Origin of the sequence: Pseudomonas sp. NPDC090208 (genome assembly GCF_044746785.1) — a bacterium.
Taxonomy (GTDB): Bacteria; Pseudomonadota; Gammaproteobacteria; order Pseudomonadales; family Pseudomonadaceae; genus Aquipseudomonas.
This window is the reverse complement of the sequence record NZ_JBIVCU010000001.1, coordinates 384,896-399,783: the sequence shown is the minus strand read 5'-3', so window position 1 is coordinate 399,783 and position 14,888 is coordinate 384,896. Positions and strand designations below refer to the sequence as shown.

General features: G+C 60.2%; 15 protein-coding genes. 8 read left to right on the top strand and 7 right to left on the bottom strand.

The window, feature by feature from the left end; all coding sequences use genetic code 11:
- Window positions 1-169: 169 nt before the first annotated feature.
- Window positions 170-625, bottom strand: a complete 456-nt coding sequence (gene trmL, locus ACIPL0_RS01645) for a tRNA (uridine(34)/cytosine(34)/5-carboxymethylaminomethyluridine(34)-2'-O)-methyltransferase TrmL (protein WP_400594369.1) — start codon at window positions 623-625, stop codon at window positions 170-172.
- On the opposite strand from trmL, the gene ACIPL0_RS01640 reads away from it, so the two are divergent.
- Entirely contained in the window at window positions 624-1,064 is a 441-nt protein-coding gene (locus tag ACIPL0_RS01640; protein WP_400594372.1) for a hypothetical protein, read from the top strand. The two genes, trmL and ACIPL0_RS01640, sit on opposite strands and share 2 nt — an antisense overlap.
- Before the next feature lie 427 nt (window positions 1,065-1,491).
- Here the strand turns inward: ACIPL0_RS01640 and tauD are convergent, their stop codons facing one another.
- From tauD to tauA, 4 genes are all read right to left on the bottom strand, one after another.
- A complete protein-coding gene (tauD, locus tag ACIPL0_RS01635; protein WP_400594375.1) occupies window positions 1,492-2,325 on the bottom strand; it encodes a taurine dioxygenase in 834 nt (277 codons plus the stop codon).
- Window positions 2,326-2,376: 51 nt separating this feature from the next.
- Window positions 2,377-3,213, bottom strand: a complete 837-nt coding sequence (tauC, locus tag ACIPL0_RS01630) for a taurine ABC transporter permease TauC (RefSeq protein ID WP_400594378.1) — start codon at window positions 3,211-3,213, stop codon at window positions 2,377-2,379.
- Window positions 3,210-4,001, bottom strand: coding sequence for a taurine ABC transporter ATP-binding subunit (gene tauB, locus ACIPL0_RS01625; protein WP_400594381.1), 792 nt, complete (start codon window positions 3,999-4,001; stop codon window positions 3,210-3,212). Before tauB ends, tauC begins: the two co-directional genes overlap by 4 nt.
- Before the next feature lie 212 nt (window positions 4,002-4,213).
- Window positions 4,214-5,191, bottom strand: a complete 978-nt coding sequence (gene tauA / locus ACIPL0_RS01620) for a taurine ABC transporter substrate-binding protein (protein WP_400594384.1) — start codon at window positions 5,189-5,191, stop codon at window positions 4,214-4,216.
- 814 nt (window positions 5,192-6,005) lie between these two features.
- Between tauA and ACIPL0_RS01615 the strand changes: the two genes are divergently transcribed.
- The 6 genes from ACIPL0_RS01615 (at window position 6,006) to ACIPL0_RS01590 (ending at window position 11,405) form a co-directional block, all read left to right on the top strand.
- On the top strand, window positions 6,006-7,379 hold the full coding sequence (locus ACIPL0_RS01615) for an OprD family outer membrane porin (protein WP_400594387.1): 1,374 nt from the start codon (window positions 6,006-6,008) through the stop codon (window positions 7,377-7,379).
- A 150-nt stretch (window positions 7,380-7,529) separates the two neighbouring features.
- Complete coding sequence (locus ACIPL0_RS01610; protein ID WP_274133164.1) at window positions 7,530-8,168, top strand: peroxiredoxin; 639 nt, start codon at window positions 7,530-7,532, stop codon at window positions 8,166-8,168.
- 384 nt (window positions 8,169-8,552) lie between these two features.
- Entirely contained in the window at window positions 8,553-9,518 is a 966-nt protein-coding gene (locus ACIPL0_RS01605; RefSeq protein ID WP_400594390.1) for a sulfonate ABC transporter substrate-binding protein, read from the top strand.
- 27 nt (window positions 9,519-9,545) lie between these two features.
- Window positions 9,546-10,334 carry an aliphatic sulfonate ABC transporter permease SsuC gene (ssuC, locus tag ACIPL0_RS01600; RefSeq protein WP_400594392.1) on the top strand — a complete coding sequence of 263 codons (789 nt, stop codon included), beginning with the start codon at window positions 9,546-9,548 and terminating at the stop codon, window positions 10,332-10,334.
- Complete coding sequence (ssuB, locus tag ACIPL0_RS01595; RefSeq protein WP_400594395.1) at window positions 10,331-11,140, top strand: aliphatic sulfonates ABC transporter ATP-binding protein; 810 nt, start codon at window positions 10,331-10,333, stop codon at window positions 11,138-11,140. The genes ssuC and ssuB overlap by 4 nt, the downstream gene beginning before the upstream one ends.
- 49 nt (window positions 11,141-11,189) lie before the next feature.
- Entirely contained in the window at window positions 11,190-11,405 is a 216-nt protein-coding gene (locus tag ACIPL0_RS01590) for a molybdopterin-binding protein (protein WP_062379390.1), read from the top strand.
- Window positions 11,406-11,551: 146 nt separating this feature from the next.
- Here the strand turns inward: ACIPL0_RS01590 and ACIPL0_RS01585 are convergent, their stop codons facing one another.
- Together ACIPL0_RS01585 and ACIPL0_RS01580 are read right to left on the bottom strand one after the other, a co-directional pair.
- Window positions 11,552-12,187, bottom strand: a complete 636-nt coding sequence (locus ACIPL0_RS01585) for a TetR/AcrR family transcriptional regulator (protein ID WP_400594397.1) — start codon at window positions 12,185-12,187, stop codon at window positions 11,552-11,554.
- 250 nt (window positions 12,188-12,437) lie between these two features.
- Window positions 12,438-13,814, bottom strand: a complete 1,377-nt coding sequence (locus ACIPL0_RS01580; RefSeq protein WP_400594400.1) for a glutamine synthetase family protein — start codon at window positions 13,812-13,814, stop codon at window positions 12,438-12,440.
- Between the two features lie 277 nt (window positions 13,815-14,091).
- On the opposite strand from ACIPL0_RS01580, the gene ACIPL0_RS01575 reads away from it, so the two are divergent.
- Window positions 14,092-14,886 (top strand): gamma-glutamyl-gamma-aminobutyrate hydrolase family protein, encoded by a 795-nt coding sequence (locus ACIPL0_RS01575; protein ID WP_400594403.1) that lies wholly within the window; start codon window positions 14,092-14,094, stop codon window positions 14,884-14,886.
- Window positions 14,887-14,888 lie beyond the last annotated feature (2 nt).

Below are 14,888 nucleotides of genomic sequence, written 5' to 3'. Positions count from 1 at the left end.
CTGATAGACCGGGTTGGTAGCCTTGGTGCCAGACAGCAACTCTTTGGCGGTCCGCTTGAAGGCTGGCCACTCGGTCTATCGGATGCGGCACGTTGCAAAAAATGTAGGAGTGAGCTTGCTCGCGATCGGCCCGCAGGGCATCCGTGTAGCGATCTCAAGCCCGGGGTAATTACCGAAACCCCAACTGCCGCCACCCTTCATACACGGCAACGGCCACGGTGTTGGACAGGTTCAGGCTGCGGCAGCCTTCGCGCATCGGCAGGCGCAGGCGCTGGTCGCCTGACAGCGGGTCGAGCACTTCCGGTGGCAGGCCGCGGCTTTCCGGGCCGAACAGGAAGGCATCGCCCTCCTGGAACGCCACGTCGTGAAATGGCCGCGAGCCCTTTGTGGTAAAAGCGAACAGGCGCGGATGGCCGAGGCTTTCCAGGCAACTGGCGAGATCGGCGTGGCGGTGCAGCGTGGCGTATTCGTGGTAATCGAGGCCTGCACGGCGCAGGCGCTTGTCATCCAGCTCGAAACCCAAGGGTTCGATCAAATGCAGGTTGCAGCCGCTGTTGGCGCAGAGCCTGATGATATTGCCGGTATTCGGCGGAATTTCTGGTTGAAAAAGGATGACGTGAAACATGCACGGCTCCGAACAAAAGGACGGGATGCATTCTACCCCCGAAGAAGACCCGCGACCGAAGCTGTGGCGGCGGTTTTTGGGCTCTATCGCGATTTTTGGCGTGATGGTCGGCTTGATGATCGGTCGGCTGACCACGCCTGACCCTACCGAGTTGCAACAGGTCGAGGTACTGCCTGGCGGCGTGGCGGTGTGGTTCAACCACGAGCCGCAGTTGCATGGCGAGATCATCGACGGTGCCGTGGCGTTGCTGTTCAACGCCCAGGGTCAGGCGCAACGGGGCGAGTTGAAACTCAACGGTAAGGATGTGCGCTGGCGAGTACAGAAGAGTGACAAGGGGTTGTTGCTGAACCTGCTGGCGGCCCGTCCGTTGCACGGTGAATGGCACGGTGCAACTCAGGACGGGCGCTGGAGACTGGAGATCAGTCTCCAGGAGGAATAAAAGAGGGGAATCCCCGGCCTGCCTGTACCAAGGTCCCCAAAACTGGTGATGCTTAACCTATTGCAGCGTGCGTGCCAGTTTTGGAGAACACTCTGGAGAAATCTGAAAAATACCCTGCGAAGCCCGGTTTAAGGCCTGTTTGGCGGGGCCTTCAGCGGAACGGTCGTTTTTCCCTGTTCGAATGCGCGTTCGTTTTTGCCTGTTTTCTGATCGGTTTTGCACGCTATTCGCGCATTTTTGGGGAGTCAGGTCCCAAAGTGAGGCGTGCCACCCCCTGTAGGAGCGTGGCTTGTCCCGCGACCGGCGGGGGACCCGCCGCAAAATCTGGCGACTATGCCTTTCAGACACACCGCGCATACCGGTTTTACGACTGCTTCGCAGTCGGTCGCAGGACAAGCCAGCTCCTACAAGGGGCGCTCTTCGGTCTTTAAAACGGCACATCCCCCAATATCGTCGCCCGGTGCATCACGCGCCGCTGCGGGCGGTAATCGTCCACGGCGTAGTGCTGGGTCACGCGGTTGTCCCACATGGCGACATCGTTGGCCTGCCAGCGCCAGCGGATGGTGAACTCCGGGCGGGTGGCATGGGCGAACAGCATCTTCAGGATGGCTTCGCTTTCCGCCGGTTCCAGTTCATTGATCCGGCTGGTGAAGCCGTCGTTGACGAACAGCGCCTTGCGCCCGCTGACCGGATGGGTGCGAATCACCGGGTGCGACAGCGGCGGGTTCTTGCGGCGGGTTTCTTCCCAGCGGGCGAGGTCTTCGGGTGTGTTGCCGAAGCGCTCCAGCGGAAACGAACGGGTGAAGTCATGCGTGGCGGTCAAACCGTCCAGCAGGCGCTGCATCGGCGCCGACAGCGCTTCGAACGCGGCAATGCCGCTGGCCCACAAGGTATCGCCGCCAAATTCCGGCACCTGTTTGGCACTGAGCACCGCACCAAGGGCCGGCGTCGGCAGGAAGGTCACGTCGGTGTGCCAGATGGCGTTGTCGCGTACGTCGGTGACCGCTGTGTCGAGGATCAACACTTCCGGCTGTTCCGGCACGTTCGGGTAGATCGGGTGAATGTGCAGATCGCCGAAGTACGCGGCAAAGCGCGCCTGCTGTTGCGGCGTCAGCGGTTGCTCACGGAAGAACAGCACCTGGTGTTTGAGCAGCGCCTGCTCGATGCCATCGCGGTGTTCGGTTGTCAGTTCGCGACTCAGGTCGACGCCGCTGATCTGTGCGCCCAATGCCGGGCTGAGCGGGGTGATATGAAGGCTCATGTGGTTTTTCCAGTATCCGGCGCCGAGGTGTCGGCGTAGTCAGTCAATCAATCAGTGGTTCTGGCCGTGCCATGGCACCAGTTTGCGTTGCAGGGCGCGCAGGCCCATTTCCAGGGCGAAGGCGATCAGGGCGATGACCAGAATGCCCAGCACCACCACGTCGGTGACGAGGAACTGCGCTGCCGACTGCACCATGAAACCCAGGCCGCTGGTGGCAGCGATCAGTTCGGCGGCGACCAGGGTCGACCAGCCGACACCCAGACCGATGCGCACCCCGGTGAGGATGTCCGGCAGGGCACTGGGCAGGATGACGTGGCGAATCAGCTGCCAGCGGCTGGCACCCAGCGATTGCGCCGCGCGCAGGCGGGCCTTGTCGACCGTGCGCACGCCGGTGGCGGTGGCAATCGCGATGGGCGCGAAGATCGCCAGATAGATCAGCAGCACCTTGGAAAACTCGCCGATGCCGCACCAGATCACGATCAGCGGCAGATAGGCCAGTGGCGGGATTGGTCGGTAGAACTCGATCAGCGGGTCGAAAATGCCCCGGGCGATACGGTTGTGGCCGATGGCGATGCCCACCGGAATCGCGGTCAGCACGGCGGCGACCAAGGCCAGGCCGATGCGCTGCAAGCTGGCGCCGAGGTGCTGCCAGAGGGTGGATTCCATGTAGCCTTGAGTCATCAGCAACCAGGCTTTTTCCAGCACGGCGGAAGGCGGCGGCAGGAACAGCGGTTCGATCCACGCCAGCGCAGTGACCAGCCACCAGGCGCCGAGCAGTACGATCAGGGTCAGCACGCTGATCGCGCGGGTGCTGAGAGAGAAGCCCGGCGCGGTGACAGGCGCCTTGGCTGCCGGGGTCTTGGTGAGCACTTGCTGATACTGACTCATGCCTGCTGCTCCCGAAGGCTCTGGCGCTGGGAAAACACCCGGGCCAGGACGTGTTCGCGGGTTTCGATGAATTGCGGGTCTGACTTGATCGCCCGTGCCGACTCGCCGGCGCTGTAGCGCTGGCCGAAATCGAGCTTGAGATGTTCGACGATCCGCCCCGGATGAGGCGCCAGCAGCACCAGATCGGTGGCGAGAAACACCGCTTCTTCGATGTCGTGGGTGATCAGGAACACCGGCTTGGCGCTGCGCTGCCAGACCTGCAGCAACAACTCCTGCATCTGTTCACGGGTGAAGGCATCCAGCGCGCCGAACGGCTCGTCCATCAACAGCACGCGGGGATCGGCCGCCAGGGCGCGGGCCAGGCCGACACGCTGTTTCTGTCCGCCGGACAATTCCCAGATACGCCGTGCCTCGAAACCGGCCAGATCGACCAGGGCGAGCATCTCGCGGGCACGAGCTTCGCGTTGCGGGCGTGGCACGCCGGCCAGTTCCAGACCGAAAGCGACGTTGGCGAGCACGTTTTGCCAAGGCAGCAGGGCATCGTCCTGAAACACCACGCCGCGCTCGGCACTCGGGCCGTGGACCGGTTTGTCGTCGAGGGTGATACGCCCGCCGCTCGGCGCAACGAAACCGGCAATCAGGTTCAGCAGCGAAGTCTTGCCGCTGCCGGACGGCCCAAGGGCAACCAGCAATTGCTGAGGGCCGAGGCTCAGGGAAATGTCCGACAGCACCGGTTCGGCCGCACCGGGATACTGTGCGCTGATGCGCTCCAGCTGTAACAGGGCCATGGGGTGACTCCATTTATATAGACGCGCGATAACTCTGTAGGCGCTGGCTTGTCCTGCGACCTGCCGGGGACCGGCAGCAAATCCTGAGCACGCGGTATGTCAGATATACCGCGTGCGCTGGTTTTTACGACGGGTGCCCCGCCGGTCGCAGGACAAGCCAGCTCCTACAGTCAGTGGTTGCGGGCAGACCGTTCGCCGACAAGGGGTATCTGTTACTGGGTGACAAACTTCGCGCTGACGTACGGGGTGTAATCCGCCAGCACCGCATCGACCTTGCCTTGCTCCTTGAGGAACGCCGCGGTCTTGCCGATGGCTTCGGTGGTCGGCGCGCCCAGTTCGGTCACCTGATCAGCTGCCAGCGGGTAGACGTTGCCTTGCAGCAGGCCCGGGATGTCAGCGGCCTTGGCGCCGGACAGCTTCACCAGCTTGTCGACGTTACTGGCATTGGCCAGCCACGCGGCCGGGTCCTTGCGGTACTCGGCGTAGGCATCGAGGGTGGTCTTGGCGAAGGCTTTGACGATCTCCGGATGCTTGTCGGCGAAGTCCTTGCGCACGATCCAGGCGTCGAACGTCGGCGCGCCGACTTTGGCCAGTTCACCGGAGGTGATCAGCACCTTGCCGGATTCCTTGGCGACACCCAGAGCCGGGTCCCAGACGTAGGTGGCATCGATGTCACCGCGTTTCCACGCCGCAGCAATGGCTGGCGGGGCAAGGTTGAGGATGGTCACTTTGGACGGGTCGATGTTCCAGTGCTTCAACGCGGCCAGCAGGCTGTAGTGGCCGGTGGAGACGAAGGGCACGGCGATTTTCTTGCCGACCAGATCTTGCGGACCATTGATGCCGGCGCCGTTACGGGCGACCAAGGCTTCGGCGGCGCCGATCTGGGTCGCGATGAGGAAGGTTTCCACCGGCAACTTGCGGGTGGCCGCGGCCGTCAGCGGGCTGGAGCCCAGATAACCGATCTGCACGTCACCCGAAGCGATGGCGGTGATGACGTCGGCGCCGTTTTCGAACTTGCGCCAGGCAATGTGCGAGCCAGTGGCCTTTTCATAGGCGCCGTCAGCCTGAGCGACTTTGGCCGGATCGACGGTGGTCTGGTAAGCCACGGTGAAATCGGCAGCCTGAGCGATCAGGCTGGCGCCGGCCAGCGACAGCGCCGCCAACAGGCGAAGAGGTTTGAGCAGTTTCATGGTGGGGCTCCGAGTCAGGCAGGCCGAGGGGGAATGCTGCGGAGCGTAAATGATCTAAGAAACGCAAAATAAATAACTTTTCTTCATGAGCTTAGAGAGGAATGTGTGTCGTCATCCCATCACTCGGAGAAAAAAACCGTGAAAAAGCTGATGGCCAGTTGACCATTCATCGAAATGTCACATTTTGTAAATAGCATCCCCGAGGCTTTCTTGAGGGATGATTTTGCCCCACGCGCGCGAGCCCTGCCTTGCAGGGCTGGCACCGGGGCCAGCATGGATTTTTGTGGAGGAGCGCTCGCAGTTGATCTTCAACAGTCAACTGATGAGGCATCTTTCGCTCTCGTGAAAAAAGGCGACAGGTTGCAGGGTGACAATCCTGGCAGAAACGTCTACGCCGTAATTAAGTTCATATTTTTCAACGAGTTGAAGTATCTATTCTCACCTTGTTTCGCAGACTTTCCGTGACCGGTGAGTCGAGATCCGGTCGTACGATGTGGCAAAACTTATCGATCTGACGAACGGGGTAGAAATATTTTTTGGGAATTACGTGACGAGGCCGATACACTCCGCAACGGACGGCTGAAACGGCTTGTGACATATAACTGCATAGCATAAATGCAGGTCAATTAAGTCTTTTTAGGATTAAAGGAATTCCCTTACCTTGCAGCCAGCTGTTTATGTGGATTAGTCAATTAGTCGTAGGTCCATTGACTCCCTGAGTCGGGACCAGTGCTAATCGCGCATCCGCGGCCTTGAGCCTCCGAGCCCCGGGCCAACGAACTACAAAAATTAGATTCAAGAGGAGCGAAACACAATGAAGAAGTCCACCCTGGCCTTGGCCGTTTCTGTAGGTGTCTTGGCCACTCAGGCTGGTGCAGCTGGTTTCCTGGAAGACAGCAAGGCAACCCTCAGTTCCCGTACCATGTATTTCGAAAACGACCTGCGTGATGGCCGTCGTGCTTCTGACCAGCGCGAAACTGCCGAAGGTCTGCTGTTCAACTTCATCTCTGGCTACACCCCGGGTACCGTAGGTTTCGGTCTGGACGTGCAAGGCATGTACGGCATCCACCTGGGTGGCGGCATCGAGCACCACACCGCAACCACTTCCAACACCTTCTTCCCGACTGACACCGACGGTTCGTCCGTGGACAACTGGGCGCGTCTGGGCGGCAACGTCAAGGCCAAGATCTCCAAGACCGAGCTGAAACTGGGTAACGCCCTGCAGCCTAACCTGCCGATCCTGGTTGCGAACGACGGTCGTCTGCTGCCACAAACTTTCGAAGGCGGCATCGTCACTTCGAAAGAGCTGGATGGCTGGACCTTCACCGGCGGTAAGCTGACTCAAGCTGCCAGCCGTGCATCGAGCAACTACGCCGGTATGGCCGTTGCCGGTGGTACTCAGGACTCCAACAGCTTCACCTTCGCCGGTGCTGACTGGAAAGTCACCAAAGACCTGACCCTGCAGGCTTACCACTCGCAGCTGGAAGACTACTACAAGCAGACTTTCCTGGGTCTGGTACACGTCTTCCCGATCGCCGACGACCAGTCGTTCAAGACTGACCTGCGTTACTTCGACAGCCGCTCCGACGGCAAGAACGGTGAAACCGGCTACCGCTTCAACAACAACGGTGGTTATGCCCAGCACGCTGGCGAAGTCGACAACAAGACCTGGTCGGCCATGTTCACCTACTCCCTCGGTGGCCACTCTCTGATGCTCGGTCACCAGGACGTGGGCAACGACGGCGGTTTCGTCTGGATGAACAACGGCAACATCACCAAAGACGGTACTGCCGCGACTCACATCGAAGGCGAAGGCGGTTCCAGCTTCTACCTGTTCACTGACTCGATGATTGCCCAGTTCGCCCGTGCCGGTGAAACCACCAACTTCGGTCAGTACTCGTACGACTTCGCTCGCGTAGGTATTCCAGGTCTGAAAGCGGCATTCGCTTACCTGAAAGGTACCAACATCAAAGCTACCAGCGGTGCAAACATCGGTGACAGCTCTGAGTGGGAACGCGACATGCGTATCGACTACGTGTTCCAGGACGGCCCTCTGAAAGGCTTCGGCGCTACCCTGCGTCGTGCTAACTACCGTGGTGACTTCAAGGGCACTGCTGCCCAGAACACCTCGATTGCAGATGCCGACCAGACTCGTCTGATCTTCAACTACACCTACGCCTTCAAATAAGTGCGTTGAGTTGAGTTGAAAAAGAAACCCCGCTTCGGCGGGGTTTTTTTATGCCCGAATGATTTGACGACAGCGTTTTTCGGTCTTTTATTTTCCAGACCCCGGCAGGCACAGTAGCCGGATAACTCACTGCCAAAGGAGCACGATCGTATGGGACTGAAACTCGGTGATATCGCCCCCGATTTCGAACAGGATTCCAGCGAAGGACGCATCAAATTTCACGAATGGCTGGGTGGCAAGTGGGCCGTGCTGTTCTCCCATCCTGCAGACTTCACACCGGTGTGCACCACGGAGCTGGGCTTCACGGCCAAGCTCAAGGATGAGTTCGAGAAGCGCAACGTGAAGGCCATCGCGCTGTCGGTCGACCCGGTGGATTCGCACATCAAATGGATCGATGACATCAACACCACGCAGAACACCATCGTCAATTTTCCGATTCTGGCGGACGCCGACCGCAAGGTGTCCGAGCTGTATGACCTGATTCACCCCAATGCCAGCGAAACCCTGACCGTACGCTCGCTGTTCGTCATCGACCCGAACAAGAAGGTGCGTCTGACCATTACCTATCCGGCCAGCACCGGTCGCAACTTCCACGAGATCCTGCGGGTGATCGATTCGCTGCAACTGACCGACAACTACAAAGTCGCCACGCCGGCCAACTGGAAGGACGGTGAGGATGTAGTGATCGTGCCGTCGATCAAGGACGAAGCCGAGATCAAGGAGCGCTTCCCCAAAGGCTACAAGGCCGTCACGCCGTACCTGCGTCTGACCCCACAGCCCAACCGCTGATTCAACGTTTCAACCACGACATTCGGGCCGATTTATCGGCCCTTTTTTTTTGCCCGATCTCCGTGCCCCCTGTAGGAGCTGGCTTGTCCTGCGAGCGGCTGCGAAGCAGTCGTAAATTCAGCGAATGCGGTGTGTCAGAACTGCATGGTCGTCAGATTTTACGACGACTTCGTCGCCGCTCGCAGGACAAGCCAGCTCCTACAGAATGATCTGCATATTTCATATGGTTCTAACCAAATGAATAAATATGATTTTAAAGAATAAAACCCCGCTGTTAAGGTTCTCCCGTCCCGACTGATTCATCAGTCACGAACCCCAACACCTCACTGGTCCGCCATCGGACGAGCAGGTGCCACCTGTCAGCTACAAGCAAAGGAGCGTGCCATGGGCACTGTCATTTTGCGTCGAGGCCTGGTCGCTCTGTTTGCCGCGGCGGTGTCTTTCGGCGTCACCCTTCAAGCGCAGGCCGATACCCTGCGCATCGGTTATCAGAAATACGGCACCCTGGTGCTGCTCAAGGCCAAAGGCTCGCTGGAAAAGAAACTGGCCGAGCAGGGCGTGCAGGTGCAATGGACCGAATTCCCCGGTGGCCCGCAACTGCTTGAGGGCCTCAACGTCGGCTCCATCGATTTCGGTGTGACCGGTGAAACCCCGCCGGTATTTGCTCAGGCCGCTGGCGCCGATCTGCTGTACGTGGCCTCCGAGCCGCCAGCGCCGACCAGCGAAGCGATCCTGGTGCCGAAAGATTCGCCGATCACCTCGGTGAAAGACCTCAAAGGCAAGAAAGTCGTCCTCAACAAAGGTTCCAACGTGCATTACCTGCTGGTCCGCGCGCTGGAAGAAGCGGGCCTGAAATACAGCGATATCCAGACCGTGTTCCTGCCGCCGGCCGATGCCCGCGCCGCGTTCGAGCGTGGCAGTGTCGACGCCTGGGTCATCTGGGACCCGTACCAGGCCGCCGCCGAGCAGCAATTGCAGGCTCGCACCCTGCGTGACGGCAAAGGCATCGTCGACAACAATCAGTTCTACCTGGCGACCAAGCCCTACGCAGAAAAGAATCCCAAGGTGATCCAGACCCTGGTCGAAGAAGTGCGCGCGGTGGGCGAGTGGTCCAAGGCCAACCCGGACGAAGTCACCAAACAGGTCGCGCCACTGCTCGGTCTGCCGGAAGACATCACCCGAATCTCGGTCAAGCGGCAGGGCTATGGTGCGCTGTTCATCTCCCCCGAGACGGTCGCGGCGCAACAGAAAATCGCCGACACCTTCTACCAGCTCAAGCTGATTCCGAAACCGCTCAGCATCGCCGATGTGATCTGGACGCCACCTGCTGCTGTCGCGAAAGCGCCATAAGCCCCGGTCCTGAGAGGAGACAACTCCATGAGCGTGGAAAAAATCACTCACAGACTGGCGCCCTGGCTGCTACCGGTCTTGCTCCTGGCGATCTGGCAGCTGGCGGTCACCGCCGGTTGGCTGTCCACCCGCATCCTGCCGGCGCCGAGCGCCGTCATCGAGGCTGGCGTGACGTTGGTGCGCAACGGTGAGATATGGAATCACCTGGCGATCAGCGGCTGGCGCGCCGGTATCGGCTTCGCCATCGGCGGTGGCATCGGCCTGGCGCTGGGCTTCATCACTGGCCTGTCGAAATGGGGCGAACGCCTGCTCGACAGTTCGGTGCAGATGATTCGTAACGTACCGCACCTGGCGTTGATCCCGCTGGTGATCCTGTGGTTCGGCATCGACGAAAGCGCCAAGGTGTTCCTGGTGGCGCTGGGCACGCTGTTCCCGATCTACCTGAACACTTATCACGGCATTCGCAACATCGACCCGGCGCTGGTGGAAATGTCGCGCAGCTACGGCCTGAGCGGTTTCTCGCTGTTCCGCCATGTGATCCTGCCCGGCGCGATGCCTTCGATTCTGGTCGGTGTGCGTTTCGCCCTCGGTTTCATGTGGCTGACGCTGATCGTGGCGGAAACCATCTCCGCCAGTTCCGGCATCGGTTATCTGGCAATGAATGCCCGTGAGTTTCTGCAGACCGACGTGGTGGTCCTGGCCATCGTGCTGTACGCCGTTCTCGGCAAGCTGGCGGACCTCGCGGCGCGTGGTCTGGAGCGGGTCTGCCTGCGTTGGCACCCGGCGTATCAAGCGGTCAAGGGTGGTGCGCAATGAGCAATCTTCAACAACCGGCAAACCTGTTGCGCGGGATTCCCCTGCAAGTGCGCAAGCTGAAGAAGACCTTCGGTTCGCGTGAAGTCCTCAAGGACATCGATCTGCACATTCCGGCCGGGCAATTCGTGGCCGTGGTCGGTCGCAGCGGCTGTGGCAAGAGCACCTTGCTGCGCCTGTTGGCCGGTCTCGACAAGCCTTCCAGCGGGCAACTGCTGGCCGGCTCCGCGGCGCTTGCCGATGCGCGGGAAGATACCCGCCTGATGTTCCAGGAAGCCCGGCTGCTGCCGTGGAAAAAGATCATCGACAACGTCGGTCTGGGCCTCACGGGCGACTGGCGTGGCAAGGCGCTGGAAGCGCTGGAAGCCGTGGGGCTGGCCGAGCGCGCCGATGAATGGCCGGCGGCGTTGTCCGGCGGGCAGAAGCAGCGCGTGGCGCTGGCTCGGGCACTGATTCACCAGCCGCGCCTGTTGCTGCTCGACGAGCCGCTGGGTGCGCTGGACGCACTGACCCGCATCGAGATGCAGCAACTGATCGAGCGCCTGTGGCAGAAACATGGTTTTACCGTGCTGCTGGTAACCCACGACGTCGCCGAAGCGGTGGCCGTGGCCGACCGCGTCCTGCTCATCGAAGAAGGCCGTATCGGGCTGGACCTGCAAGTCGATCTGCCGCGTCCGCGGCCTCGCGGTTCGCACCGCTTGGCGGCGCTGGAAACCGAAGTCCTCAACCGCGTGCTGTCGCTGCCTGGCAGCCCGCCCGAACCCGAACCCACTTCACCGTTGCCGACGCAACTGCGTTGGGCTCTGTAAACAGGCGCAATCAGGCGCCGGAACTTGATCTCACAAAGGAAGCCATACCATGACTATCAAAGCCATCAACGTCCGTAACCAGTTCAAAGGCACCATCAAGGAAATCGTCACCGGCGACGTCCTGTCCGAAATCGACGTACAGACTGCGTCGGGCATCGTCACCTCCGTGATCACCACTCGCTCGGTCAAAGAGCTGGAGCTGGTCGTGGGCAGCGAAGTGATTGCCTTCGTGAAATCCACCGAGGTGTCGATCGCCAAGCTGTGAGTCGCTGCTGCTTCCCGTAGGAGGCCCACAGTTTCTGTAGGAGTGAGCTTGCTCGCGATTGCGTTTTTCCAGACGCCAGGTGGGTGTCTGATACCGCGCAATCGCGAGCAAGCTCACTCCTACGATAGGGGCCTTTCGGCGGGTGGTTACAACTGGGGCTTTTTCGGCAAATACGGCGGCAGGTACAGCCCCAGATAGGCGTCGAACACGCGCATGCCTTCTTCGGCCATGCGTGGGGTGATGGTGTCGTGCAGCTGCATCGATCGTGCGTAGACCCGGTCGGCCAGCTCGATCGCCAGGGCGAATACCTCGACGTCATCGGGTAGCGCCGGCAGCTGGAAATGCCGGTCGAACAGCTCATGCAGCAGATTGCCCAGCTCGATATCGTGCTGGCGGTCGGCCTGTGTCACTTCCGTCAGACCGTGCTGCGCCAGGATCAACTGGCGGGCAGCGGCGTCGGCGTCGTAAATCTCCAGCATGCGGTGTTCCAGCAGGCGCGACAGGTCGTGCCAGTGCTGCAGCTTGTCGTGCTCGATGGGTTGTTGCAGGCACTCACGAAACGCCCCGTGAACGTCGGCGGTCAGCGCTTCCAGCAGGGCCGGCACGCTGGCGAAAAAGTGATAGACCGAGGATGGCGGGATTTCCGCGCGCTCGGCCACGCTGTAGATCGACAGGCTCGCCACGCCGCCGGACGCCAGTAACGTGCGTGCGGCATCAAGGATCGACTCGATCCGCGCCTGACTGCGTGCGCGGGGTTTGCGGGGTGTGGCGGGGCGGTTCATGAGCGGTTCTCTGGATCGGGGCAGACGCATTCTACAGCGCCGCCCGGCAGAATGCCTTCGCGGGCAAGCCCGCTCCCACCAATCAGCGGCAAGCCGTGCTGCTACAGGTTTTGCGGTGGAACACATCTCTGTGGTCTGCCCGGAACCTGTGGGAGCGGATTCATCCGCGATGCGGTCTGCGGGTTTCGTCCAGAATAAAAAACGCCACCGAACCTCGCGGCGCGGTGGCGTTTCTTATTTCACACAACGGTCAGACCGTGTGCAGATACCAGTTGTACTCAAGGTCGGAGATGGAGTGTTCAAACTCCTCCAGCTCGCTTTCCTTGCACGCCACGAAGATATCGATGTACTTCGGATCGATGTACTTCGCCATGATCTCGCTGTCGTCCAGCTCGCGCAGGGCATCGCGCAGGTTGTTCGGCAGGCTCTGCTCATGCTGCTCGTAGGAGTTGCCTTCTACCGGCGCAGGCGGCTCGACCTTGTTGGTCAGGCCGTGGTGGATACCCGCCAGTACCGAAGCCATCAGCAGGTACGGGTTGGCATCGGCGCCGGCCACACGGTGTTCGATACGCACCGCATCGGCAGTGCCGGTCGGTACGCGAACGGCCACGGTGCGGTTGTCCAGACCCCAGGTCGGCGAATTTGGCACATAGAACTGGGCACCGAACCGGCGATACGAGTTGACGTTCGGGCAAAGGAACGCCATCTGCGCCGGCAGGGTCTCGAGCACACCGCCGATCGCGTGACGTAACGCGGCGTTCTGCTCGGGATCCTCGCTGGTGAAGATGTTCTTGCCATCGCGATCGAGGATCGAGATGTGGACGTGCAATCCGTTGCCCGCCTGGCCCGGGTAAGGCTTGGCCATGAAGGTGCTGTCCATTTCATGGTCGTAGGCGATGTTCTTGATCAGCCGCTTGAGCAGAACTGCATAGTCGCAGGCCTTGAGCGCGTCGGCGGTGTGGTGCAGGTTGACTTCGAACTGCGCCGGGGCGCTTTCCTTGACGATGGCGTCGGCCGGGATACCTTGTTCCTTGGCGCCTTCGAGGATGTCCTGCAGACAGTCGACGTATTCGTCCAGATCGTCGATCAGGTAGACCTGTGTCGAGTGCGGACGTTTGCCGGAGATCGGCGAACGTGGTGGTTGTGGACGACCGTTCACGTTCTCCTGGTCGATCAGGTAGAACTCCAGTTCGAACGCGGCGCAGATGGTCAGACCCAGCTCGTCGAACTTGGTCACGATGCGTCGCAGCACTTCGCGAGGATCGGCGAAGAACGGCGCGCCTTCCAGCTCGTGCATGGTCATCAGTAATTGTGCGGTTGGACGCTTCTGCCACGGTTCGTTGCAGAGGGTGTCAGGGATGGGATAACAGATTCGGTCTGCGTCACCGATGTCCAGACCCAGGCCGGTGCTTTCCACCGTCGAGCCGTTGATATCCAGTGCGAAAAGAGAAGCCGGGAGGTTGATGCCTTTTTCGTAAACCTTATGGAGGCTGGTGCGTTCGATGCGCTTGCCGCGCACCACTCCATTCATATCCGCAATCAGAAGGTCAACGTACAGAACCTCAGGATGTTCCTTAAGGAACGCGTTCGCTTCGTTAAGCTGAACGGCACGCGGGGGTACCGACATGATGCAACACCTTTGTTGTTGAAAATATCAATCATCGAGCATTACGGGTTTCAGTCAATCCGAAAGGCCAGACGAAGTCAAGAGAGCCCTGTTTTGCCCTGAAAGGGCGCAAAACCGGCTTTTTTGCCGCACTTTAGGGCAAATATTTTGCGTCGGAGGTCTTGGGAACTGCAGGCTTGAGCGGGCTGTGTTTTATTTTTTACGGGGCTGTTGTGTAAAAAAATGAACAAGGCTAAGCTCGATTGCAACCCATAACAGCAATAATACCGGGGGTCACATGTTTCGCCTTCCGCTGATCGGCGTCACCGCCTGTACTCAGCAAATGGGCTCGCATGCCTATCACATCAGTGGTGACAAATACGTCCGCGCGGTGGCTGTCGCTGCCGGGGGACTGCCGCTGATTCTGCCCTCGCTGGCTGAGCTCATCGACCCCGCCGACATCCTCGCGGTCGTCGACGGTCTGCTCTTCACAGGTTCTCCCTCCAACGTCGAACCCAGTCACTACAGCGGCCCTGCCAGTGCTCCGGGCACTGCCCACGACCCTGCGCGTGACCACACCACCTTACCCCTAATTCGTGCCGCTGTGGCCGCCGGTGTGCCTGTGCTGGGCATTTGCCGCGGATTCCAGGAGATGAATGTGGCGTTTGGCGGCAGTCTGCATCAGAAGGTTCATGAAACCGGAACCTTCATGGATCACCGTGAACCGAGCAACGAACCCGTTGAAATTCAATACGCTCCGAGCCATCCGATGCGCATCCATCCGGGTGGCATTCTGGCCGGCCTGGGGTTGCCCGAAGAAATTCGTGTCAATTCAATTCACGGGCAGGGCATCGAGCGCCTGGCGCCTGGTTTGAGGGTGGAAGCCACCGCGCCGGATGGCTTGATCGAAGCCGTTTCGGTAGTCTCGGGCGCGCCTTTTGCTTCTGCCGATGTGTTTGCGCTGGGCGTTCAGTGGCACCCCGAGTGGCAGGTGACGCAGAACCCCGACTATCTTTCAATCTTTCAGGCATTTGGCGATGCCTGTCGAAAAAGGGCAACACAACGCGACGCCGAGGCGTCCAGAAACGCCTGATC

What these genes read in the sequence shown, in the direction of transcription:
- tauA (WP_400594384.1), bottom strand. Translation starts at nt 5,191, where the DNA reads ATGAAACTGCTCAAACCTCTTCGCCTGTTGGCGGCGCTGTCGCTGGCC.
- trmL (WP_400594369.1), bottom strand. Translation starts at nt 625, where the DNA reads ATGTTTCACGTCATCCTTTTTCAACCAGAAATTCCGCCGAATACCGGC.
- ACIPL0_RS01580 (WP_400594400.1), bottom strand. Translation starts at nt 13,814, where the DNA reads ATGTCGGTACCCCCGCGTGCCGTTCAGCTTAACGAAGCGAACGCGTTC.
- tauD (WP_400594375.1), bottom strand. Translation starts at nt 2,325, where the DNA reads ATGAGCCTTCATATCACCCCGCTCAGCCCGGCATTGGGCGCACAGATC.
- ACIPL0_RS01575 (WP_400594403.1), top strand. Translation starts at nt 14,092, where the DNA reads ATGTTTCGCCTTCCGCTGATCGGCGTCACCGCCTGTACTCAGCAAATG.
- ACIPL0_RS01610 (WP_274133164.1), top strand. Translation starts at nt 7,530, where the DNA reads ATGGGACTGAAACTCGGTGATATCGCCCCCGATTTCGAACAGGATTCC.
- ssuC (WP_400594392.1), top strand. Translation starts at nt 9,546, where the DNA reads ATGAGCGTGGAAAAAATCACTCACAGACTGGCGCCCTGGCTGCTACCG.
- ACIPL0_RS01585 (WP_400594397.1), bottom strand. Translation starts at nt 12,187, where the DNA reads ATGAACCGCCCCGCCACACCCCGCAAACCCCGCGCACGCAGTCAGGCG.
- ssuB (WP_400594395.1), top strand. Translation starts at nt 10,331, where the DNA reads ATGAGCAATCTTCAACAACCGGCAAACCTGTTGCGCGGGATTCCCCTG.
- ACIPL0_RS01615 (WP_400594387.1), top strand. Translation starts at nt 6,006, where the DNA reads ATGAAGAAGTCCACCCTGGCCTTGGCCGTTTCTGTAGGTGTCTTGGCC.
- ACIPL0_RS01640 (WP_400594372.1), top strand. Translation starts at nt 624, where the DNA reads ATGCACGGCTCCGAACAAAAGGACGGGATGCATTCTACCCCCGAAGAA.
- tauB (WP_400594381.1), bottom strand. Translation starts at nt 4,001, where the DNA reads ATGGCCCTGTTACAGCTGGAGCGCATCAGCGCACAGTATCCCGGTGCG.
- ACIPL0_RS01590 (WP_062379390.1), top strand. Translation starts at nt 11,190, where the DNA reads ATGACTATCAAAGCCATCAACGTCCGTAACCAGTTCAAAGGCACCATC.
- tauC (WP_400594378.1), bottom strand. Translation starts at nt 3,213, where the DNA reads ATGAGTCAGTATCAGCAAGTGCTCACCAAGACCCCGGCAGCCAAGGCG.
- ACIPL0_RS01605 (WP_400594390.1), top strand. Translation starts at nt 8,553, where the DNA reads ATGGGCACTGTCATTTTGCGTCGAGGCCTGGTCGCTCTGTTTGCCGCG.